General features: G+C 66.0%; 19 protein-coding genes. 9 read left to right on the top strand and 10 right to left on the bottom strand.

Going from position 1 to position 19,565, the window contains the following annotated elements; translation table 11 throughout:
- Positions 1–27: 27 nt before the first annotated feature.
- The 9 genes from SPO_RS20975 to SPO_RS20935 all read right to left on the bottom strand — a co-directional run bounded on the left by SPO_RS20975 (position 28) and on the right by SPO_RS20935 (position 8,876).
- Entirely contained in the window at positions 28–1,539 is a 1,512-nt protein-coding gene (locus tag SPO_RS20975; RefSeq protein WP_011242007.1) for a nitrite reductase, read from the bottom strand.
- A gap of 100 nt (positions 1,540–1,639) precedes the next feature.
- A complete protein-coding gene (nirJ, locus tag SPO_RS20970; RefSeq protein WP_011242006.1) occupies positions 1,640–2,851 on the bottom strand; it encodes a heme d1 biosynthesis radical SAM protein NirJ in 1,212 nt (403 codons plus the stop codon).
- Between the two features lies 1 nt (position 2,852).
- The gene (locus SPO_RS20965) at positions 2,853–3,335 is read right to left on the bottom strand and encodes a siroheme decarboxylase subunit beta (RefSeq protein WP_011242005.1); all 483 of its coding nucleotides are present in this window, start codon (positions 3,333–3,335) and stop codon (positions 2,853–2,855) included.
- The gene (locus SPO_RS20960; RefSeq protein ID WP_011242004.1) at positions 3,332–3,781 is read right to left on the bottom strand and encodes an Lrp/AsnC family transcriptional regulator; all 450 of its coding nucleotides are present in this window, start codon (positions 3,779–3,781) and stop codon (positions 3,332–3,334) included. Before SPO_RS20960 ends, SPO_RS20965 begins: the two co-directional genes overlap by 4 nt.
- The gene (locus SPO_RS20955) at positions 3,778–4,770 is read right to left on the bottom strand and encodes a siroheme decarboxylase subunit beta (protein WP_011242003.1); all 993 of its coding nucleotides are present in this window, start codon (positions 4,768–4,770) and stop codon (positions 3,778–3,780) included. The genes SPO_RS20960 and SPO_RS20955 overlap by 4 nt, the downstream gene beginning before the upstream one ends.
- 5 nt (positions 4,771–4,775) lie before the next feature.
- Positions 4,776–5,921, bottom strand: a complete 1,146-nt coding sequence (locus tag SPO_RS20950) for a cytochrome D1 domain-containing protein (protein WP_011242002.1) — start codon at positions 5,919–5,921, stop codon at positions 4,776–4,778.
- Positions 5,918–6,277: a c-type cytochrome gene (locus SPO_RS20945; RefSeq protein ID WP_084791086.1), complete on the bottom strand. Its 360-nt coding sequence runs from the start codon at positions 6,275–6,277 to the stop codon at positions 5,918–5,920. Before SPO_RS20945 ends, SPO_RS20950 begins: the two co-directional genes overlap by 4 nt.
- Positions 6,270–7,043 (bottom strand): uroporphyrinogen-III C-methyltransferase, encoded by a 774-nt coding sequence (gene cobA, locus SPO_RS20940; protein ID WP_011242000.1) that lies wholly within the window; start codon positions 7,041–7,043, stop codon positions 6,270–6,272. The genes SPO_RS20945 and cobA overlap by 8 nt, the downstream gene beginning before the upstream one ends.
- An 87-nt stretch (positions 7,044–7,130) precedes the next feature.
- The gene (locus SPO_RS20935) at positions 7,131–8,876 is read right to left on the bottom strand and encodes a cytochrome D1 domain-containing protein (protein ID WP_044029534.1); all 1,746 of its coding nucleotides are present in this window, start codon (positions 8,874–8,876) and stop codon (positions 7,131–7,133) included.
- A gap of 164 nt (positions 8,877–9,040) precedes the next feature.
- Between SPO_RS20935 and SPO_RS20930 the strand changes: the two genes are divergently transcribed.
- Positions 9,041–10,213 (top strand): NnrS family protein, encoded by a 1,173-nt coding sequence (locus tag SPO_RS20930; protein WP_011241998.1) that lies wholly within the window; start codon positions 9,041–9,043, stop codon positions 10,211–10,213.
- A 10-nt stretch (positions 10,214–10,223) separates the two neighbouring features.
- On the opposite strand, the gene SPO_RS20925 is transcribed toward SPO_RS20930, so the two are convergent.
- A complete protein-coding gene (locus SPO_RS20925) occupies positions 10,224–11,192 on the bottom strand; it encodes a zinc transporter ZntB (RefSeq protein ID WP_011241997.1) in 969 nt (322 codons plus the stop codon).
- A gap of 225 nt (positions 11,193–11,417) precedes the next feature.
- Here SPO_RS20925 and SPO_RS20920 point away from each other — a divergent pair, with 225 nt between their 5' ends.
- The 8 genes from SPO_RS20920 to SPO_RS20885 all read left to right on the top strand — a co-directional run bounded on the left by SPO_RS20920 (position 11,418) and on the right by SPO_RS20885 (position 19,550).
- The gene (locus SPO_RS20920; RefSeq protein ID WP_011241996.1) at positions 11,418–11,870 is read left to right on the top strand and encodes a c-type cytochrome; all 453 of its coding nucleotides are present in this window, start codon (positions 11,418–11,420) and stop codon (positions 11,868–11,870) included.
- Positions 11,871–11,885: 15 nt separating this feature from the next.
- Complete coding sequence (locus SPO_RS20915; protein WP_011241995.1) at positions 11,886–13,253, top strand: cbb3-type cytochrome c oxidase subunit I; 1,368 nt, start codon at positions 11,886–11,888, stop codon at positions 13,251–13,253.
- A 5-nt stretch (positions 13,254–13,258) separates the two neighbouring features.
- Positions 13,259–14,068, top strand: a complete 810-nt coding sequence (locus tag SPO_RS20910; RefSeq protein WP_144084103.1) for a CbbQ/NirQ/NorQ/GpvN family protein — start codon at positions 13,259–13,261, stop codon at positions 14,066–14,068.
- 8 nt (positions 14,069–14,076) lie between these two features.
- Positions 14,077–15,999 carry a nitric oxide reductase activation protein NorD gene (locus SPO_RS20905; protein WP_011241993.1) on the top strand — a complete coding sequence of 641 codons (1,923 nt, stop codon included), beginning with the start codon at positions 14,077–14,079 and terminating at the stop codon, positions 15,997–15,999.
- Positions 15,996–16,544 (top strand): cytochrome c oxidase subunit 3, encoded by a 549-nt coding sequence (locus SPO_RS20900; RefSeq protein ID WP_044029533.1) that lies wholly within the window; start codon positions 15,996–15,998, stop codon positions 16,542–16,544. The genes SPO_RS20905 and SPO_RS20900 overlap by 4 nt, the downstream gene beginning before the upstream one ends.
- Positions 16,545–16,548: 4 nt before the next feature.
- On the top strand, positions 16,549–16,806 hold the full coding sequence (locus SPO_RS20895; RefSeq protein WP_011241991.1) for a cytochrome C oxidase subunit IV family protein: 258 nt from the start codon (positions 16,549–16,551) through the stop codon (positions 16,804–16,806).
- A 220-nt stretch (positions 16,807–17,026) separates the two neighbouring features.
- Positions 17,027–18,709: a Na/Pi cotransporter family protein gene (locus SPO_RS20890; RefSeq protein WP_011241990.1), complete on the top strand. Its 1,683-nt coding sequence runs from the start codon at positions 17,027–17,029 to the stop codon at positions 18,707–18,709.
- Position 18,710: 1 nt separating this feature from the next.
- Positions 18,711–19,550: an EamA family transporter gene (locus SPO_RS20885; RefSeq protein WP_011241989.1), complete on the top strand. Its 840-nt coding sequence runs from the start codon at positions 18,711–18,713 to the stop codon at positions 19,548–19,550.
- Positions 19,551–19,565: the final 15 nt, after the last annotated feature.

The following is a 19,565-nucleotide window of genomic DNA, read 5'->3' as shown; positions in this document are numbered from 1 at the left end:
ACCGGCCAGCGCCCTCCGGCGCCCGGCTCAGTGGCTGGTGCCTTCCGAGAAGGTGATCTTGTTCCAGACATTGTATTTCCCCGAGGGTTTCTTCATCGGCAGGCGGCGCAGCTCTTCCAGCGTTGCGGCGTCATAGACGATGACCGCGCCATCCTCTTCCCAGACAGAGACCAGCGCATGTTTGCCGTCACGGGTGAACTCCACATGCGCCACCGTCTTGCCCGGCGCCGGGCGCAGGGTGCGCACGATTTCCAGGCTCTGCTTGTCGATCACATGCATCGCGTCCTTGTTGGGGCCAAAGAACACATCGGCCCAGAAATAGGGGGTGTTCTCGTGGCTGCGCAGGAAAAACCCCGGCCCCTCTGTCTCGATCGTCGCGATGCGGGTCCAGCTTTCGGTGTCGATGACGCTCAGCTTGCCCTCTTTCAGATGTGGCGTCGCCATCACCCGGCGCCCGTCGCGTGCCCAGCTGATGCCCGAGCCCAGATGCGGCATGCCCTCCAGCGGCAGTTCGGCGATCTCGCGCCCGACGTTCAGGTTCACCACCACCCCGCGCACCCCGTCGCGCGCGGCGCCGATCAGGTTGCGGTAATCGTCGGAAAAGAAGAAATCGTCGAGCGGCTCGGATATTTCGATCCGGCGCCGGGCGAACAGACCCTCGGACGAGGCGATCGCCTCGACCATGCCCTTCTCTCGCGAATGAATGAAGCCCTCGTAAACCGGGTGGGCATCGGGGTCGGTGGCCACCTCCCAGATCTCTGGCGCGTCCTTGAGCGCCAGGATGAAGCTCTGCCGTTGCGGCGCCTGATAGACGGCCGAGACCCGGCTGGGCGTGCCATCCTTGGCGGTCACCTTCATGACCTTCGCCACCGACAGGTCCTCGGTGCTCAGCAGGGTCAGCGACATCGGCAGGTAATTGGCCACCGCCAGCCATTTGCCGTCATGGCTCATGGCGATGTTGCGGCTGTTGAGACCGGCGCGCACCCGGCCCACCTGTTGCAGCGACCAGAGGTCGTATTTCTGCACCCAGCCGTCGCGCGACATGATGAAGACATAGCGCCCGTCGGGGCTGAACTTGGGTCCGCCATGCACGGCGAACGGTGTTTCGAAGCGGTCGAGAACGTCGAACGTATCGCCATCCAGCACGCTGACATGATGATCGCCGGTTTCCACCACCAGGGTGATGTTCATCGGATCGGCGTCCCAGACCGGCGCGGCGGCGGCCACATAGTCGCCGTCCAGCACCCGGCTCGCCATGATCTCGCCCTCGCCCCAGGCGGGGATCTCGGCCAGTGGTTCTTTCACATACTCCGCCAGCGCGGCGATGGCCGCTTCGTCCAGCGTGTCTGAGAACCCCGGCATCTGGGTTGCGGTGCGGCCCTCGCGGATCACGGCTGCCACTTTCGGCCCGCGCATCCGGCCCAGCGTCTCGGGGATCAGCGCCGGTCCCAGCCCGCCCAGCCGCGCCGCGCCGTGGCAGCTGGCACAGTATTCGGCATAGTCCTCGGCCGGCCCCGCCACCACCGGTCCGGCCAGCATCAGGGCACAGACCCCGTATTTCACTTTGCTCCAAATACTCCCGCCGGAGGCTCCTCCGCTAGCGGCAGGCGCAGCGGATGCGGCCCCAAGATGACAGGAGTCAAAAGAACTGATGCGCCGGGTCATGTTTCTTTCCTCGGAACGGGGTGACGGTCAGGCGGTCCGAACCCGTCACGCCGATCTCGGCATCGGACAGGTAACAGGCCGGGTCCTCGGCCCAGGGATCGCCGGTCAATTGCAGGGCGCGGATGCGGGTATTGCCGCCGCAGACATCCTTGAGCGTGCAGGCGCCGCAGCGGCCCTTGAGCGGGCGGGGCCGGGTGCGCAGCAGCGCCAGCATCGGGTCATCCCCGGTCCAGAGCTGGGAAAACGGCGCCGTCTTCACATTGCCCACCGTGTAGTCGGACCAATAGGTATCGGGATGCACCCGGCCCAGGTTGTCGATATTGGCCACGCCCAGCCCGCTGGAATTGCCACCCCAGGCGGCCAGATGGGCGCGGATATGCGCCACTTTCGCGGCATCGAAATTGCGCCGCACCCAGTCCAGGAAATAACCCGCGTCGGCGTCGTTGTTGCCGGTTACGATATCCAGAGGCATGTCCTCGGCCGCGGCCACCCAGGCGCGGTCCAGCAGCAGGTCCATTGCGTGGCGTGTGCGCAGATGCGCCGCATCCTCGCCCCGGTTCTTGTCGCCGCGCCCGGCATAGACCAGGTGGCTGAGATAGAACTTGTCCACGCCCTCGTCGTCGCAGAGCTGAAGCAGGTTGGGCAGATGGTGCTGGGTGCCTTCGGTCAGGCAGAAGCGCAGGCCAACCTTGATGCCGCGCGCCTTGCAGGCGCGGACCCCGCGCAGGGCGTCGGCGAAGGCGCCCTCGACGCCCCGGAACCAGTCATTGGTGGCGCCGATCCCGTCGAGCGAGATACCGACATAGCTGAAGCCCACATCGGCGATGCGGTCGGCGGTTTCACCGTGGATCCTGGTGCCGTTGGTGCTGAGCGCCAGCATCGGCACCATTTGGCGCGCGCGCATGGCGATGTCGAAGAAATCGAACCGGTCCAGCGGCTCGCCTCCCGACAGGATGATCGCGGGCACCTTGAACCGGCCCAGATCCTCCAGTGTTTCCATGGCCTGTTCATGGCTCAGCTCGCCGGGAAAATCCACATCCGCCGAGACGGTATAGCAGTGGCGGCATTTCAGGTTGCAGCGCCGGGTCAGGTTCCAGATCACCACCGGTTTCACCGGGCCGGGACGGCGCTGGCGCACCGGGGTCGGTGCGATCAGCTGGTGCATGTATTCGGTGAGCCGGAACATGTCAGGTCCTTTCCTTCAGGCGCAGCCCGGTCTTTTTCAGGATGCGGGTGGAATAGAGGATGTCATGCCCCCGGCAGGCGGTGCCCAGCAGGGCGGCGATTTCGGCACGCTTGGCCTCGACCTCGTCCCGGTCGGCGCCATGCACCATGGCAAACAGGTTATAGGGCCAGTCGGGCAGGGCGCGGGGGCGTTCATAGCAATGGGTGACAAAGGGCAGCGCGCCCACGCGCGCGCCCAGATCGGCGATGCGGGCATCGTCAACGTTCCAGACGGTCATTCCATTGGAGGTCATGCCCAGCTTGTAGTGGTTGGGCGCGGCGGCGATGCGGCGGACCACACCGCGCGCCTTCAGGGCGGCGATACGCTCCATCAGTTCGGGTTCGGGCAGGGCCAGGTCGGCAGCGACCCGGGCAAAGGGGGCGGGCACCAGCGGCAGGCCCTCCTGCATGGCCGCGATGATCCGTCTGTCTGTCTCGTCGATCATGCCGCCACCCGGAAGCCGATGAAGAATTCCTGCAATTTCGGAAAGCGCAGGACCGCGATCCCGGTTTCCGTCTCGATCGCATCGGCGGTGGCCGCGATCCCCTGGGGGGTTTCGGTGGCCAGCACGAACCACATGTTCAGCCGGTGCGTGCGTTCATAATTATGCGCCACCTCCGGGTGGGCATTGACTTTGGTCAGGACACTTTCGAATTCCGCCTCGGGCACCGCCATCGCACACAGGCAAAAGGCCCCGCCCATGGCGGCCGCGTCGAAGAACGGGCCGAAACGGGTGATCAGCCGCGCCGCCTTCATCCGGGCCAACCGCTCCAGCAGGTCATCTTCGGTGAGACCCAGTTCGGCAGCTACGGCGGCATAGGGATGCGCCGTCAGCGGCAGATCCTCCTGCATGCGGTTGAGGATGCGGCGGTCGGTTGCGTCGGGGGTCATGCGGCCTCCTCCTTGCGGGGTTTGATCAGCGCGCCGGTCTGTTTGAAACAGCGGGTCGAGAACAGCACCTTGTGCGGCGTGTCGGCCAGTTCGGGCAGGGCCTTGGCGCTGTCCAGCACCGCCAGCGCCTCTCGGCGCGAGCGGGCATGGATCATGGTATAGAGCCGGTAGGGCCAGACACCGGGCACCGGACGGCGCTCGTAACAGAGGGTCACGCCGGGATGCGCGGCCAGCGTCGGCCCGGCGCTGTCGATCCGTTCGGAGGGCAGGTCCCAGACCACCATCGCGTTCGATGACCACCCCAGCGCGCGGTGGCGCACGATGACCCCAAGGCGCGAGATCACCCCGGCCTGCTGCAACAGCGCGATGCGCGCCATTGCGGCGCTGGGGGTCAGGCCCAGCCCCTCGGCCAAAGCCGCATAGGGTGCGGGCACCAGCGGCAGGCCCTGGGTCAGCGCTTGCAACAGGTCGGTATCGCCGGGACGCAGCACGCTGGCATCGACCGCCCGCCGGGTCGGCACGCGCGGCGCGCCCGCGCCCATGCGAAAGCCCAGATCGACGTTGAAGGGCCGCAGCAGCCGCAGGTCGAGCACCCGCAGCCCGCTGGCCGCGCCGATCCGTGCCAGCGTTGCATCCACATGCGCGCGGTCGGGGCCGGTGGCGACGAACCACAGGTTCCAGTCGTCCTCGCGCTGGTAATTGTGGTTCACCCCCGGCTCGGCGCCGATCATCCCGGCGATCTCCTCGATCCGGTCCTCGGGGGCGGCAACCGCAGCAAGGGTGCTGGCCGAGGCGCTGCCGGGCGCGATGGTGGCGCCCACCCGGGTGATCCGCCCGGCCGCCTGCATCCGGGCAAGGCGGGTGATGACCTCGTGCTCCGAGATGCCCAGCTGTTCGGCCAGGCCCAGGAACGGGCGGTCGGTGATCGGAAAGTTGCGCTGCCAGTCATCCAGCAGGGCGCGGTCGACGGGATCGGTGATCTGGCACATGGTGGTTACAACCCCGTCCGATGCGCGCGCACGGTAAAGAAGATGCCCGAGGGGCTATCGGCCTCGATCTCGCGCAGTTTCTCGAAGGTGCGGGTGTCGTAGACCATCACCTTGCCCGCGTCGCGGACGCTGATCCAGACCTCGTGCCCGCGTGGTGTGAATTCCATATGCAGCACGGCGGGGCCGGGTTTGAACTGATGGATCACCTCTTTGCTGACCGTGTCGATCACCTGAATGGTGTCGTTCAGCGGATGGGCGAAATTGACCCAGACCTGACGCCCGTCGGGTCGCGCCATGGCGAATACCGGCTGGCCATGGGTGGCGGTGCGCCCGGTCTCGGTCAATGTGTCGGCATCGACCCACAGGACCTGCGCATGCCCCACGGCGGGCAGCACGAATTCGCGGCCTGTCAGCGCCCAGCCTTCCAGATGCGGCATCTTGTAGACCGGCATTTCCTGCTGGCCCCGGCCATAGCCTGGCAGCACGCGGATCGGCTGGGGCGTCTCGTCCCACAGGTCAAGCGCACTCAGCCCGTCCTCGCCAAATAGGCCGGTGATATAGGTGCGGCCGTTGCCGGTGATCAGCGCGTCATAGGGGTTCTTGCCCATGCCGGGGATAGTGGTCAGCATCGGCTCGGGCGAGGTGAAGTCGGCGATCCAGGTCTCGCCCGTATCCCAGACGGTAAAGACGAACCGGCGGCCCGGCGCATCGACCAGTCCGATGGTCTTGCCGCCGGTGGGGATGTCGGCGACCATCTCCAGCGTGTCGGCGTCAAAGACGCGCACCCCGCCGGGGTCATAGTTGGACACGGCCACCAGCCGCCCATCGTCGGAAATCGCTCCGCCGATGGCATTGCCCGATTGCAGGACACGGTTCACGATCTGGCGGGTGGTGATATCGAGTTTGGTCAGACCGCCGTCGCGGCCGAACACATAGGCAAAGCGTTCATCGGGGGAATAGACCAGCGAGGCATGCGAGAGATCGCCCAAGCCCTCGATCCGCGCCAGCGCGGCGCGTTCGGACTGGTCGACCAGCAGGACCGAGCCGGTGGCCCGTTCGATCACCAGCCCCAGATCGCCGGTGGCGACGGTCTGGGCGCCGGCGGTACCTGCCATCAGCGCGGCGACAAGGGTCAGGACAAGCGGTTTCATCTGGCCTCCGGGTCTTGCAGGTAACGGGCGATCCATTCGGCCTCTTCCTCGGTCAGAAGCGGGCGCCAGGGGGGCATGGCGGTGTCGGGGATGCCGTCCAGAATGACGCCGGTCAGAACCTCGCGGTCGAAATGCCCGAGCGCCTCGGGCCGGATATCGGGGCCGAGACCGCCCTTGAGCGTCAACCCGTGGCACGAACCGCAATCCTGCTGCACCAGCCGCCTGAGCGCGTCCGGGTCGAGGGTTTCGGCAGCAAACGCGGTGGTGGCCAGAAACGCGGCGATGGTCAGCAGCGCCTTGCCGGTGCCCAGTGCGGTTCCGGCCTGCAAGCGGGGGAAGAAAGCGGTGTCAGCCATGGGCCACCGCCTGTTCCAGCAGATCGGTGACCGGCTGCTGTGCATAAAGCGAGACCACCTTGCCGATGATGAACAGGGTCGGCGCCTCAAGCGCCTCTGCCCGCGCATCCGCCGCGATCCGGTCGAGCCGCGACAGCAGGCGGCGTTCACCCGGTGTGGTGGCGCGGCTGATCGCCAGAACCGGAGTGGTGGCGGGCAGGTTCTCGGTCATCAGGCCGATGGCGATCTGGCCGATATTGGCCACGCCCATATAGACCACCAGCGTGGTGTCGGGGTCGGCGAGCCGTTTCCAGTCGAGGTCCAGCACCTGGCCCGCCTGCCGGTGGCCGGTGACATATTGCACGCCCGTTGCCAGACCACGATGGGTCAGCGGCACGCCGGTGGCGCTCGAAGCCCCCTGCGCGGCGGTGATGCCGGGGGCGTAATCGACCCGCACCCCGTGGGCCATGAGAAAGGCCGCCTCTTCCGAGCCGCGGCCAAAGATCATCGGGTCGCCGCCCTTGAGCCGGGCCACCACATGGCCCGCGCGGGCCTCGTCCAGCAGGATCCGGTTGATCCGGTCCTGCGGGACGGGATGGCATTTCGGCGATTTGCCCACCGGGATCATCCGGGCCCCTTCGGGCGCCATGGCGACGATGCGGGGATCGACCAGACGGTCATAGACCACCACCTGGGCCTCTTGCAGCAGGCGCAGCGCGCGCAGGGTAAGCAGGTCGGGATCTCCCGGTCCTGCTCCGATCAGGTGGACATGTCCGGCGGGTGTCATGGCGTGCTCCGTCAGGTTGGGGCTGGCGAGAGAGGGAAAGGGGTGGGCGGGCCCCGGGACGCAACCGGGCCCGCCCGCGAACCGGCGTCAGTAGACGTCGGCCCGGGTGTTATAGACGTTGAACTTGCCGGTCGGAGTGATCAGGCGCGGGTCCTTGATCACGGCCTTGAGTTCCAGCGTCTTGTCGTCAACCACGACGATGGCGCTTTCCAGATCCTTGGCGTTCCAGACCGAGAACCAGATCTCGTTGCCTTCCTGGTTGAACTCGCCTTGCACGACGCGGGGCTGGCCCTCGCCGATCTCGGCCCATTCGACGATCGGAAGCACGGTGTATTCCGGCTCTTCCTGGGCAAGATCACCCAGTTTGAACACCGCGACCGAGCCCGAGATTTCCGCATCCGGGTTCAGCGGTGCATCGACATAGAGATGCTCCGAGGTCGGGTGCGATTTCACGAAGAGCGAACCGCCGCCCTGCGCATAGAGGGTCTGTACGACCTTCCAGGCGTTGTCGGGGTGACCCTCGGGGTCGGTGCCGATCAGCGCGACGGTCTCGTCGCCCAGGTGCGAGGTTGCCCAGACCGGACCATAGGTCGGGTGCATCAGGTTGGCGCCCCGGCCCGGGTGCGGTGTCTGGCCGCCGGTCTCGACCAGCGCGGTCAGGGTACTGTCCTTGGTATCGACCACGGCCACCTTGCCACGGGCGTTGGCCGCGACCAGGAAATACCGCTTGGAACTGTCGAACCCGCCATCGTGCAGGAAGCGTTCGGCCTCGATCTCGGTCACCTTCAGGTTCTTGATGTCCGAATAGTCGATCATCAGGATCTTGCCAGTCTCCTTGACGTTGACGATGAACTCGGGGTTGAAGTGGCTGGCCACGATGGACGCCACGCGCGGTTCGGGGTGATAGCTTTGGTCGTCATAGACCATGCCGCGGGTCGACTTGATCTTGAGCGGCTCCAGCGTGTCGCCGTCCATGATCACGTATTGCGGCGGCCAGTAGGAACCGGCGATGGCGTACATGTCCTCGAACCCTTTGAACTTCGAGGTCTCGATCGAGCGCGCTTCGGAGCCGACCTTGATCTGGGCCACGGTGGCGGGGGTCTCCATCCACAGGTCGATCATGTTCACAAGCGCGTCGCGACCGATCACGAACAGATAGCGCCCCGAGGCCGAGATCCGGCTGATATGCACCGCGTAACCGGTGTCGATCACCGCGTGGATCTTGTAGCTGGCACCGTCGATAAGCGCCACCTGACCGGAATCGCGCAGCGTGACCGAGAACAGGTTGTCGATGTCGATATCGTTCATCTTCTCGGTCGGGCGATCCGCGGGCGCGACCAGCACTTTCCAGGTCTCGCGCATCTCGGCCATGCCGAATTCAGGCGGCGAGGCCGGATCGAGCAGGATGTAGCGCGCCATGATGTCGATTTCTTCTTCGCTCATCTCGCCCGAGGTGCCCCAGTTGGGCATGCCGGCAGGAGAGCCGTAGGTGATGAAATCGCGCAGGTATTCATAGCCCACGTCGCGGGTGATGTCGGTGGTCAGCGGCTTGCCGGTGGCACCCTTGCGCAGCACGCCGTGGCAGCCGGCGCAACGTTCGAAATAGATCTTGTTGCCGATGTTGTATTCTTCCTGGGTCATCACCGGGTCGCCTTCGCGACGGCCGGGGATTTCCAGGTTCAGGGCACCAAGGGTGGTCATGCTGGGCTGATAGGCGGCGCCGGCATCCGACCCGTGGCTGTCCTGAGCGGCAACCATGGGTGCGGCCAGGCCCAGGGCCATGGCGGCGCTGGTCAGAAGCAGGGTTCTGCGAATGGCGGGGGTTGGTTTCATAACGGTATCTCCGTCGAAGGCTGGTGAGGCATGGCCGACTCTGGCAGCCCGCGCCGGAGGTCGCCTTGACTTTCGTTAAGGTCGCGCATCGCGGCCGCCGCTAGCGTGGTCGAACTGAGCGAACGGATCCCGCGCGCATGTGGCGGGCGGGCAGGAGGCAAGAGATGACCGCGCTGGCGCGACTGTTTTCCGAAGGGTATCGGGTGTTCTTTCTGGCGGCGGGACTTTACGGCCTGTTCGCCGGGGCGATCTGGGTGCTTTATCTGGCGGGCGACGGGCCCGCGCTGGCGCAGGTGCCCAGCCAGTGGCACGCCCATGAGATGGTGTTCGGCTATGCCACCGCCGCGCTTGGCGGGTTCTTTCTGACCGCGGTGCCCAGCTGGACGGGCGCGCCCGGCGCGCGTCAGGGTTTCATCGCGCTGGCGGCGGGGATGTGGCTGGCCGGGCGGTTGGCGGTCTGGTACGCGGGCGTGTTGCCGCCGGTCTGGGTAGCGGTGCTGGATCTGGCCTTTCTGCCGGTGCTGTCGCTCAAGATCGTGACCCAGCTGCTGAAACGGCCCAAGCCGCAGAACCTGATGTTTCTTCTGTTCCTGGCCTATCTCTGGGCCGCCGACCTGTGGCTGCATCTGGACTGGATCGGCACGGGCTATGGCGACACCGAAACCGGGCTGCGCGCCGGTCTGGCGGTGCTGTGTGCGCTGATCTCGGTGCTGGGCGGGCGGATCACCCCGGCCTTTACCCGCAACGCGATGAAACGCGCAGGCGTGGCCGAAACGCTTTGGCCGGTCAGCCGGGCACCGCTTGAACGAGCGGCGGTGGTGCTGGCCCTGCTGCTGCCGGGAATGGTGCTTGGGGGCGCGCCTGCCGGGCTGAGTGGTGCGGTTGCGCTGGCCTTTGGCGCGGTGCAGGCGCTGCGGCTGATGCGCTGGGGCGGGCTCTGGTGCCTGTCGCAGCCGATTCTGTGGGCCCTGCATCTGGCGCTGGCGATGCTGGCGGCGGGCATGATCCTGTGGGGGTTGGCCGGGCTGGGACTTGGCAGTGAACTGGCGGCGCTGCATCTGCTGGGCATCGGCTGTGTGGGCGGCATGACGCTGGCGGTGATGAGCCGTGCGGCACTTGGTCATTCCGGACGCCCGTTGGTGGCGCCGGGGCCGATGGTGCTGGGCTATGGGCTGATGGCGGCGGCGGCGTTGACGCGATGGGCGGGCTCCGGCTTCGAAGCGCTTTACCTTCCGGCGATGCTGCTCGCCGCGGCGCTGTGGACGGCCGCCTTTGCCACCTATCTGGCCGCCATGTGGCCGGCGCTGATCGGTCCGCGCGCGGGCGCCGCCGGATAGGGCGGGCGGCTCACAGCCATTTCAACAGCCGGAACAGCAGCACGATGGCCAGACCCAGCAGGGCCGAGGCACCAGCCAGCAGCCAGAAGGCCAGCGGCGTGCCGGTGCCCGGCATTCCGGCTATATTGACCCCGAACAGGCCGGTCAGAAACCCCAGCGGCAGGAACACGGCGGCCACCACCGACAGAACGAAACTGTTGCGGCCGAGCAGGCGCACCTGTTCCGAGGCGATCTGATCCTGCACCGCGGCCAGCCGGTCGCGGGTGGCGTCCAGCTCTTCGATGGTGCGCCGGGTGCGGTCGACCGCCTCGCGCAGCAGCACCAGACCGGCGGAATCGAACAGCCCGGCCTCGTTGCGCAAGAGCGCATCCAGCGCCTCGCGCTGCGGATGCAGGTAGCGGCGCAGCTTGATCACCGTCAGGCGCAGGGCGCTGAGCCGGTCATGCATGTCGCCGGCGCCTTGCAGCGCCTCTTCCTCGATCCCGTCGGTGCGGTCGTCCAATTCCAGAGAGACGGTTTCGATCCGGTGCGACAGGCCATGCAGCAGCTCGGATAGGAACAGGGCAACGCTGCCCGGGCCGCGCCCGCTGTCGGATTGCTGGCGCAGCTCGTCGGTGGCCCGAATACGGCGGATGCGCGCGGTGACGACTAGCGCGGGCGTCACCCAGAGCCGCAGCGAGACCATGTCCTCGCGCGCCGAGCCGGGGTTCAGGTTGACGCCGCGCAGGTTGAGCAGGATGCCATCGGCCAACGGATCGCAGCGGGGGCGGGTCTCGGCCTGGGCCAGGGCGCTGGCGGCGACCGGCGGGATATGCGCGTGCAACCAATCGGCGCTGGCGGGGTCGGAAAGATCGAGATGCAACCATCGAAACCCGGCGCCCGAGGCGGGCGCGGCGGCGGGCCAGTCTTCGGCGACGGGGATGGCGCGACCGTCCTCGAAATCGAAGATGCAGATGGGTGTCAGGCTGTGAGCGCGCATGATGACCGGCCCCATTTTACCCCGAGAGTGACCTGCGCCTACCTCGCTGTCCAGCGCAAATCCGGGCGGCTCTTCCGCCCTTGCGGGCGTCCTCGCCGAGCATCGCGAAGAGGCCCGCAAGGGCCGATGAGCGGTATTCGGCGCCAGTCTTGACTTTGGTTAAGGCATCTTTCGCCCCGCCCGCCATTGTCGCCCCATCAGAAACGCGGCGCAAAGGAGAGCGCGATGCGCGAAGTCATGACCAAAAGCATGGCCCGCAACATATTCTATGGCGGGTCCCTCTTCTTCATCCTCATCTTCCTGGCCCTGTCGGCCCATTCCCACATGTATATCAGGTCGACCTCGACCAATGCCGAAACGCTGACCGCCAGTGTCGCAGACGGCAAACATGTCTGGGAGAAACACGCCTGCATCAACTGCCATTCGATCCTTGGCGAGGGCGCCTATTTCGCCCCCGAACTGGGCAATGTGATGACGCGTTGGGGGGTGCAGGACGATCCCGATGCCGCCTTTGAGATGCTCAAGGGCTGGATGGAGGCACAACCCACCGGCATCGAAGGCCGCCGCCAGATGCCGCGCTTCGACCTCAGCGATACGGAAATGCGGAACCTGTCCGATTTCCTGCTGTGGACGAACACGATCGACACCCAGGGCTGGCCCCCCAACGACGCCGGCTGAGAAGGGAGCACAGACATGAAATACGAATCCCAGAAAATCGCCCTCGTCTACTTTGCCGTAGCGATGGGCCTGTTTGCGATCCAGGTGCTGGGCGGTCTGCTCGCCGGCTGGATCTATGTGGCCCCCAACACGCTGAGCGAGCTGTTGCCGTTCAACATCGTGCGGATGCTACACACCAACTCGCTGATCGTCTGGCTGATCCTCGGTTTCTTCGGGGCGGCCTATTTCCTGATCCCCGAAGAGGCCGAGCGCGAGATCCACTCGACCAAGCTGGCCTATATCCAGCTGGCGATCCTGGTTCTGGGCACGCTGGGCGTGGTGGTGACCTATGTGTTCAACCTGTTCGAGGGCCACTGGCTTTTGGGCAAAGAGGGGCGCGAGTTCATCGAACAGCCCAAATGGGTCAAGGCGGGCATCGTCGTGGCCGCGCTGATCTTCCTCTACAACGTTTCGATGACGGTGCTGAAGGGCAAGAAGACCGCGATCACGAACATCCTGCTGCTGGGCCTTTGGGGTCTGGCACTGCTGTTCCTGTTCAGCTTCTACAACCCCTCGAACCTGGCGCTGGACAAGCAGTACTGGTGGTACATCGTGCACCTCTGGGTCGAAGGCGTGTGGGAGCTGATCATGGCCTCGATCCTGGCCTATCTGATGCTGAAACTGACCGGCGTAGACCGTGAAGTGGTCGAGAAATGGCTTTATGTCATCGTCGCCGCCGCGCTGTTCTCGGGCATCCTGGGCACCGGCCACCACTATTACTGGATCGGGACGCCGGGGTACTGGCAGTGGATCGGGTCGATCTTCTCCTCGCTCGAGGTCATTCCCTTCTTCGCGATGATGGCCTTTGCCTTTGTCATGGTCTGGAAGGGTCGCCGCGACCATCCCAACAAGGCCGCGCTGCTGTGGTCGCTGGGATGCGCCACGCTTGCCTTCTTTGGCGCCGGGGTCTGGGGCTTCCTGCACACGCTGCACGGGGTGAACTATTACACCCACGGCACCCAGATCACCGCCGCCCACGGGCACCTGGCGTTCTTTGGGGCCTATGTGTCGCTGAACCTGGCGATCTTCAGCTATGCGATGCCGATCCTGTTGAACCGCGATCCCTATAACCAGGTGCTCAACATGGCCTCCTTCTGGCTGATGAGCAGCGGCATGGTCTTCATGACCTTTGTGCTGACCTTCGCCGGTACCATCCAGACCCACCTGCAACGGGTGCTGGGCGAGTATTTCATGGACGTGCAGGACCAGGTGGCGATCTTCTACTGGATGCGCTTCGGCTCGGGCCTGGTGGTGGTGATCGGTGCGCTTCTGTTCATCTACGCCATGTGGGTGCCGCGGCGCGAGATCATCGAGCGCGGCACAGCCGAAACACCGGCCGAGTGATGCAGATGGACGGATCGAAACATATGGGAACGGGGGCGGCAGACGCCCCCTTCTACCTCGCACAGGGCGATGAATGCGATATCTTCACCGCCGCGTATGACAACAACCTGCCGGTTCTGCTGAAGGGGCCGACCGGCTGCGGAAAGACCCGGTTTGTGGCCCATATGGCGGCAAAACTGGGGCGGCCGCTCTATACCGTGGCCTGCCATGACGATCTGGCTGCCGCCGATCTGATCGGGCGCTACCTGCTCAAGGGCGGCGAGACGGTCTGGGTTGACGGGCCATTGACCCGCGCGGTGCGCGAGGGGGCGATCTGTTACCTCGACGAGGTGGTCGAGGCGCGCAAGGACGTGACCGTTGTGCTGCACCCGCTGACCGACGATCGCCGCATCCTGCCGATCGACCGTACCGGCGAAGAGCTGGAGGCCATGCCCGGCTTCATGCTGGTGGCCTCCTACAACCCGGGTTATCAGAACATCCTCAAGACCCTGAAACCCTCGACCCGGCAGCGCTTTATCTCGCTGGAATTCGACTTTCCCGCGCCAGAACTCGAGGCGCGCGTGGTGTCGCAGGAAAGCGGCCTGCCGCTGGAGCGGTGCAAGCCGCTGATCCGGCTGGCGGGCAAGCTGCGCGGGCTCAAGGGGCAGGATCTGGAGGAGGGGGTCTCCACCCGCCTCGTGGTCTATGCCGCGACCCTGATCGCGCAGGGCATGCCGACCGAACGCGCCATCCTGGCCGCCATGGTCGAACCTCTCACCGATGACGAGGATATCAAACGCGGGCTCCTCGATCTGACCACCGCCGTCTTTGGGTGAGGCCGGCGATGGTTCAGATCGACTTCGAGCCATGGGAACCCGAGGAGACAATCGGGAAACTGTGGCATAGCCTTGCCAGCCGTCTCGACGCACCATTGGTGCACGAAGGAGCCGCGGTCGACCTGTCAGAGGTCGCGGGGCGGCTGGCCGTTCTTTTTCGGGGCCTCGGCGGCAGCGCCGGGGTCGAGCTGCGCCCGGTCTCGCCCGAGATCTCGCGCCACCGGCTGAGCTGGCGCCGCCGCCTGGGCACCGAGGCCGAGGCGCTGCCACGCGCCAGTTTCGACGGCGAGGTACTGCGCCTGCCGGACCGGCTGGCAGTGTTCCCGATGCGTGCGGCCAACGGGGCGCTTTATGTCTGGCTGGCCGCCGCCGCCGCCCATGCCGGCACCCGTGTCGAAGAGGATGACCCGCTGCGCGCCGATCTGCGGGCGCTGTCAGCGGCACGGGCGATGGTGGCGGCAACGCTTGCCGACGCACCCGGCCTGCGCCCGCTTTACGCCGAACTCTGTAAGGGTCTGTTGCAGCAGCGCGACCTGCCGAACCTGCCCCCCGCCGAGGCCGCGGTCGAAGAGTTGATCCGCCTGATGCTGGGCGACCCGCAACCGCTCTCGGCGCGGGCCGCGCAGTTTCAGGCGATGGACGAGACCCTCACCGCCCCGCACGGCTATCAGCCGTTTCGCCCGGTGCCGCTCTGGCCCGAGCTGCGCGCGGTGGCCCTGTCCGAACATCACGAGGCCGAAAGCCGCGATACCGAGGGGCCGCCCGAGGACTCGGGCGAAAAGACCCACCGCGCCCGGCGCCGCAAATCCGACATGGCCGCGCGCCACGACAGTTTCATCCTGCACAAGTTCGAAGCGATCCTGAGCTGGGCCGAGTTCCTGAACCTCAACCGCCGGGTCGATGACGATGACCCCGACAATGCAAAGAAGGCCGCCGACGATCAGGACGAGATCGGGCTGGGCCAGATTTCCAAGGCGCCGCCGACGCGGCTGAAACTGCATCTGGATCTTGCACCCGAGGATGTGGATCGCGAGCGGCTGTCGGGCCGGGTGCTCTATCCCGAATGGGATGTGCGAACCGGCGCCTATCTGACCGATCATGTCAATGTGCTGACATCCGAGGCCGAGATCCGTGACGGCGCCGAGGCCTTTACCCACGACCCGGCCACCGCCCGCCGCATCCGCGCGGTCAAGCGCCAGTTCGAGGCGCTGCGTCCGGGCCGGATGATGACGCGCGGCCATCTGGACGGCGACCAGCTCGATATCGAGGCCGCCGTGCGCGGCCATCTGGACCGGCTCGCCAATGGCGAGGGCAGCGAGCGCATCTGGATGCAGTCGCGCCCGGTGGCGCGCGATCTGGCGGTGTCGATCCTGCTCGATGTTTCGCGCTCGACAGAAAGCGCGGTCTCGGGCCGCGCGGTGATCGATATCGAACGCGAGGCGCTGGCGGCGCTGGCCTGGGGGCTGGATGCCTGCGGCGACGATTTCGCCATCCACGCTTTCAGCTCGCTGAAGCGCGCGCGGGTCTATGTGCAGCGCTGCAAGGGCTTCGGCGAGATGATGAGCCCCCAGGTCGAGGCCCGTATCGCCTCGCTGCGACCCGGCTTCTACACCCGGCTTGGCGCGGCGATCCGCCATGCCTCGGCCGATCTGGCCGGCCAGGGGCGCAAGCGGCGGCTGCTGTTGGTGATCACCGACGGCAAGCCCAACGATCTGGACCATTACGAGGGTCGCCACGGCATCGAGGATACCGCCATGGCAGTGCGCGAGGCGCGCCGCGCCGGGCAATCGGTATTTGGTGTCACCATCGACAAATCCGGCAAAAGCTGGTTTCCCCGAATGTTCGGACAGGGTGGTTTTGCCGTGATCCCCGACCCCAACCGGCTGACATTGGCCCTGCCGCAGATCTATCGGCAACTGGTCGGGGCATGAACGAGCGCGCGCTGATCGACGAGTTGCCGGGCGAACTCATGATGTGGGTTCTGATCCTGTCCGAGCTTTTGGTGTTCGGCGCCGGGCTGGTGGCGTTGCTGGCGGTACGGCTGAGTGATCCGGCAGGCTTTGCCGAGGCGCAGGACCATCTTTACCGCACGGGGGCCGCGCTCAACACCGTGGTGCTTGTGACCTCGGGCTTCCTCGCCGCTTGCGCGCTGCGCTGGCGCCGCTCGGGCCGGCGCGCGCGGGCCCGTTGGGCCCTGCTGCTTGCGGCGGGGCTGGGGGCGCTGTTCCTGGTGATCAAGGGGGCGGAATTTGCCGGCAAGGCGGCCCAGGGGATCAGCTATGACACCCATCCGTTTTTCATGTTCTACTATCTGCTGACCGGGTTTCACGCGGCGCATGTGCTGGCCGGGGTCGCGATCCTGCTGCTGGTGGCCTGGCGCGATGCGCCCCGCAATATCGAGGCGGGCGCGCAGTTCTGGCATATGGTCGATCTGGTCTGGGTCCTGCTCTACCCGGTCGTCTATCTGGCGGGGTAAGGGTATGCGCGCATTTCTCTGTGATCCGCTGAGCCGCGCCTGGCTGGCGCTGTTGGGGTTGAGCCTCGCGGGCGCGCTTTTGACACTGGCGCCGGTACCTCAGGCGCTGATCGGCTCGGGCGTGCTGATCCTGGCGCTGATCAAGGCGCGTCTGATCCTGTCGCGCTATCTGGAGCTGGGGCAAAGCCCGGCCTGGATGCGCGGCATCGGTACGGTCCTGACCGGCTTTGTGCTGCTGTTGCTGGCGCTGTCGCTGCTGTGATCGCCGGATAGTGACCGTCTTTGCCCGAAAAATACCGGTTTTGTGGGTTTGCCCATTGCCAGTTTGCGCGAACAGAGGCAGCTTGGGTCAATTCAAGACCCCAGCCAATTGAGTCTCACATCATTCCAAGAGCGGCGGGGCCATAACGACACAAGAACAGGAGCCCGCCACGTTGAACCGCCCCCTGAACCCCCGCGCGACCTGCCCCGAAAGCTGAGCCATGGCGATCTTTTCCTTTCTGATCAGCCTGGCGGGCGCGACGATGCTGCTGCTGTTTGCGGTGCGGATGGTGCGCACCGGGATCGAGCGTGCCTATGGCTCGTCCTTTCAGCGGGTGATGACCGGCAATAACGGCGTGATGCGGGCCGGGGCGGTGGGGTTGGTCATGGCGGTGGTGCTGCAAAGCTCGGCCGCGGTGGCGCTGCTGACCTCGGGCTTTGCCGGGGCAGGGTTGATGGGGTTCGGTCAGGGGCTGGCGATCGTGCTGGGCGGCGATCTGGGCTCCGCACTGGTGATCCAGATCCTGTCCTATCGGCTGGACTGGCTGGTACCGCTGCTGCTGGCAGTGGGCGGCTGGCTGTTCGTCAAGACCGAACAGCGCAAGGCGCGTCAGTTCGGGCGCATCCTGATGGGCATCGCCTTTATCCTGATCTCGCTGCGGTTCCTGCGCGAGGCGATGGACCCGATCCGCGACAGCGCCTTTCTGCCCGCCATCGCAGATTATCTGGCGCGCGACTATGTGACCGCCTTTATCGTGGGCGGCGCGCTGGCCTTTGTCATGCATTCCTCGGTCGCGGCGATCCTGATGTGCGTGACGCTGGTTCAGATCGGCGCGATCCCCTTTTCTGCTGGTCTGTCACTGGTGTTGGGCGCGAATTTCGGCAGCGCTTTCATTCCGGTCTGGCTGTCGCGGGGCATGACCATGCCCGCCCGGCGCATTCCATTCGCCAATCTGGCGCTGCGCGGCACCTGGGCGGTGCTGTGCCTGTTTGCTGTCAATCTGGCGCTGCGCAACGGCTTTGCCCCCGGCCCCCATGGCGGGCAGGAGCTGGTCTATGCGCATCTGGCCTTCAACGCCTCGCTGTTGGTGCTGGCGCTGCCGTTCTGCAACCTGCTGGCGGCACCCTTTGCCCGGCTGTTGCCGGACCCGGCGCAGCCGGTCGACGCGGACACATTGGCGCGCCCGGCCTCAAGCCTGGACCCCGCCCATATCGGCAGTCCGGCGCAGGCGGTGTCGAGCCTGAAACGCGAGCTTTTGCGCATGGCCGATCTGGTCGAGGCGATGTTCCGCCCGGTACTGGGTCTTTACCGCGATGGCGACAAGACCCGGATCAAGGCCGTTCAATCGCTGGATAAAGAGGTGAATGCCTGCCTGTCGGGCATCCGCCGCTATGTCGCCGCGCTGCCCGCCGATCAGATCGGGCGCGAGGCGGCGCGCAGCGCGCGTGACATGCTGGAATATGCGGTGCGGCTGGAAACCGCCGGCGATGTGGTGGCCGGGCGGCTTTGTGTGCTGGCGGGTGATCTGCGCAAGACCGGCAACCAGTTCTCGAAAGAGGGCTGGTCGGAATTGCAGCACATGCACGAAACCATTCTGGCCAACATGAAACTGGCCTCGAACGTGCTGATCTCGGACGATCTGGAAAGCGCGCGTCTGCTGAGCCTGGAAAAGACCGAGCTGAAACGCGCCGAGCGCAGCAGCCGCAAGCGGCATTTCCGGCGGTTGCAGAATGGCGAGGTGCAGAGTTTCGACACCAGCGACTGCCATCTGGAAACCCTGCGTGCCCTGCGGGAATTCAACAGCCATATCTCGGCTGTGGCCTATCCGATCCTTTACGCCAACGGCCAGCTGCTCGAGACCCGCCTGATCGAAACCCTGCCCGCCACGCAGGACGAGGACTGAGATGTCGGCGGGCATCGTCGCCATCATCCTGTCGGCGGCCCTGTTGCACGCGATCTGGAACGCAATCGTCAAAAGCGCGGCGGACCGCACCACGATGCTGGGCCTTGTCGCCTCGGGCCATGTGCTGGCGGGCGCGGTCATGGTCACGCTGCTGCCGCTGCCCGCGCCCGAAAGCCTGCCCTATATCCTGCTCTCGACGGTGATCCATTTCGGCTATTACTACATGCTGGGGCAGGCCTATCGTCACGGCGATCTGAGCGTGGTCTATCCCATCGCGCGCGGCATCGTGCCGGCGCTGGTGGCGCTTTGGGCGCTGCTGTTGCTGGGCGAAACCCTGCCGGCGCAGGCCTGGGTCGGAATCGCCACCATTGCCGCTGGTATCCAGCTGAGCAGCTGGTCTGCGCTGCGCCACGGGGTCGGGCGCGCGGCGCTGGGATTCGCGGTGGGCACGGGCCTGTGTATCTCGGCCTATTCCGTGGTCGACGGGATCGGGGTGCGGCTGTCGCAGAACACGCTGTCCTATTGGGCCTGGGGGGCGTTCCTGCATATCTTCATCGCGGGCTTTGTCGCGATCCGCAAACGGGGCACGCTGGCGGGGTTGAAGCCAAAGGTCTGGGCCACCGGCATCCTGGGCGGGCTGGTGTCGATGGCGGCCTATGGGCTGGTCCTTTATGCGAAGAACTTCGCCCCCCTCGGCGCGGTCTCGGCCCTGCGCGAAACCTCGGTCATCTTCGCAGCGCTGATCGGCTTTGTCTTTCTGGGCGAAGGCAACTGGAAACGCCGTCTGGGGGCGGCGGCGCTGATGGCGGCAGGGGTGGCGCTGATCGGCACGGCGGGCTGACATAACGGTCGATCA

Origin of the sequence: Ruegeria pomeroyi DSS-3 (genome assembly GCF_000011965.2) — a bacterium.
GTDB lineage: Bacteria > Pseudomonadota > Alphaproteobacteria > Rhodobacterales > Rhodobacteraceae > Ruegeria_B > Ruegeria_B pomeroyi.
The sequence above is the reverse complement of the archived record's forward strand: the minus strand, read 5'-3'. Positions and strand labels throughout refer to the sequence as shown.

What these genes read in the sequence shown, in the direction of transcription:
- SPO_RS20975 (WP_011242007.1), bottom strand. Translation starts at nt 1,539, where the DNA reads ATGCTGGCCGGACCGGTGGTGGCGGGGCCGGCCGAGGACTATGCCGAA.
- nirJ (WP_011242006.1), bottom strand. Translation starts at nt 2,851, where the DNA reads ATGTTCCGGCTCACCGAATACATGCACCAGCTGATCGCACCGACCCCG.
- SPO_RS20965 (WP_011242005.1), bottom strand. Translation starts at nt 3,335, where the DNA reads ATGATCGACGAGACAGACAGACGGATCATCGCGGCCATGCAGGAGGGC.
- SPO_RS20960 (WP_011242004.1), bottom strand. Translation starts at nt 3,781, where the DNA reads ATGACCCCCGACGCAACCGACCGCCGCATCCTCAACCGCATGCAGGAG.
- SPO_RS20955 (WP_011242003.1), bottom strand. Translation starts at nt 4,770, where the DNA reads ATGTGCCAGATCACCGATCCCGTCGACCGCGCCCTGCTGGATGACTGG.
- SPO_RS20950 (WP_011242002.1), bottom strand. Translation starts at nt 5,921, where the DNA reads ATGAAACCGCTTGTCCTGACCCTTGTCGCCGCGCTGATGGCAGGTACC.
- SPO_RS20945 (WP_084791086.1), bottom strand. Translation starts at nt 6,277, where the DNA reads ATGGCTGACACCGCTTTCTTCCCCCGCTTGCAGGCCGGAACCGCACTG.
- cobA (WP_011242000.1), bottom strand. Translation starts at nt 7,043, where the DNA reads ATGACACCCGCCGGACATGTCCACCTGATCGGAGCAGGACCGGGAGAT.
- SPO_RS20935 (WP_044029534.1), bottom strand. Translation starts at nt 8,876, where the DNA reads ATGAAACCAACCCCCGCCATTCGCAGAACCCTGCTTCTGACCAGCGCC.
- SPO_RS20930 (WP_011241998.1), top strand. Translation starts at nt 9,041, where the DNA reads ATGACCGCGCTGGCGCGACTGTTTTCCGAAGGGTATCGGGTGTTCTTT.
- SPO_RS20925 (WP_011241997.1), bottom strand. Translation starts at nt 11,192, where the DNA reads ATGCGCGCTCACAGCCTGACACCCATCTGCATCTTCGATTTCGAGGAC.
- SPO_RS20920 (WP_011241996.1), top strand. Translation starts at nt 11,418, where the DNA reads ATGCGCGAAGTCATGACCAAAAGCATGGCCCGCAACATATTCTATGGC.
- SPO_RS20915 (WP_011241995.1), top strand. Translation starts at nt 11,886, where the DNA reads ATGAAATACGAATCCCAGAAAATCGCCCTCGTCTACTTTGCCGTAGCG.
- SPO_RS20910 (WP_144084103.1), top strand. Translation starts at nt 13,259, where the DNA reads ATGGACGGATCGAAACATATGGGAACGGGGGCGGCAGACGCCCCCTTC.
- SPO_RS20905 (WP_011241993.1), top strand. Translation starts at nt 14,077, where the DNA reads ATGGTTCAGATCGACTTCGAGCCATGGGAACCCGAGGAGACAATCGGG.
- SPO_RS20900 (WP_044029533.1), top strand. Translation starts at nt 15,996, where the DNA reads ATGAACGAGCGCGCGCTGATCGACGAGTTGCCGGGCGAACTCATGATG.
- SPO_RS20895 (WP_011241991.1), top strand. Translation starts at nt 16,549, where the DNA reads ATGCGCGCATTTCTCTGTGATCCGCTGAGCCGCGCCTGGCTGGCGCTG.
- SPO_RS20890 (WP_011241990.1), top strand. Translation starts at nt 17,027, where the DNA reads ATGGCGATCTTTTCCTTTCTGATCAGCCTGGCGGGCGCGACGATGCTG.
- SPO_RS20885 (WP_011241989.1), top strand. Translation starts at nt 18,711, where the DNA reads ATGTCGGCGGGCATCGTCGCCATCATCCTGTCGGCGGCCCTGTTGCAC.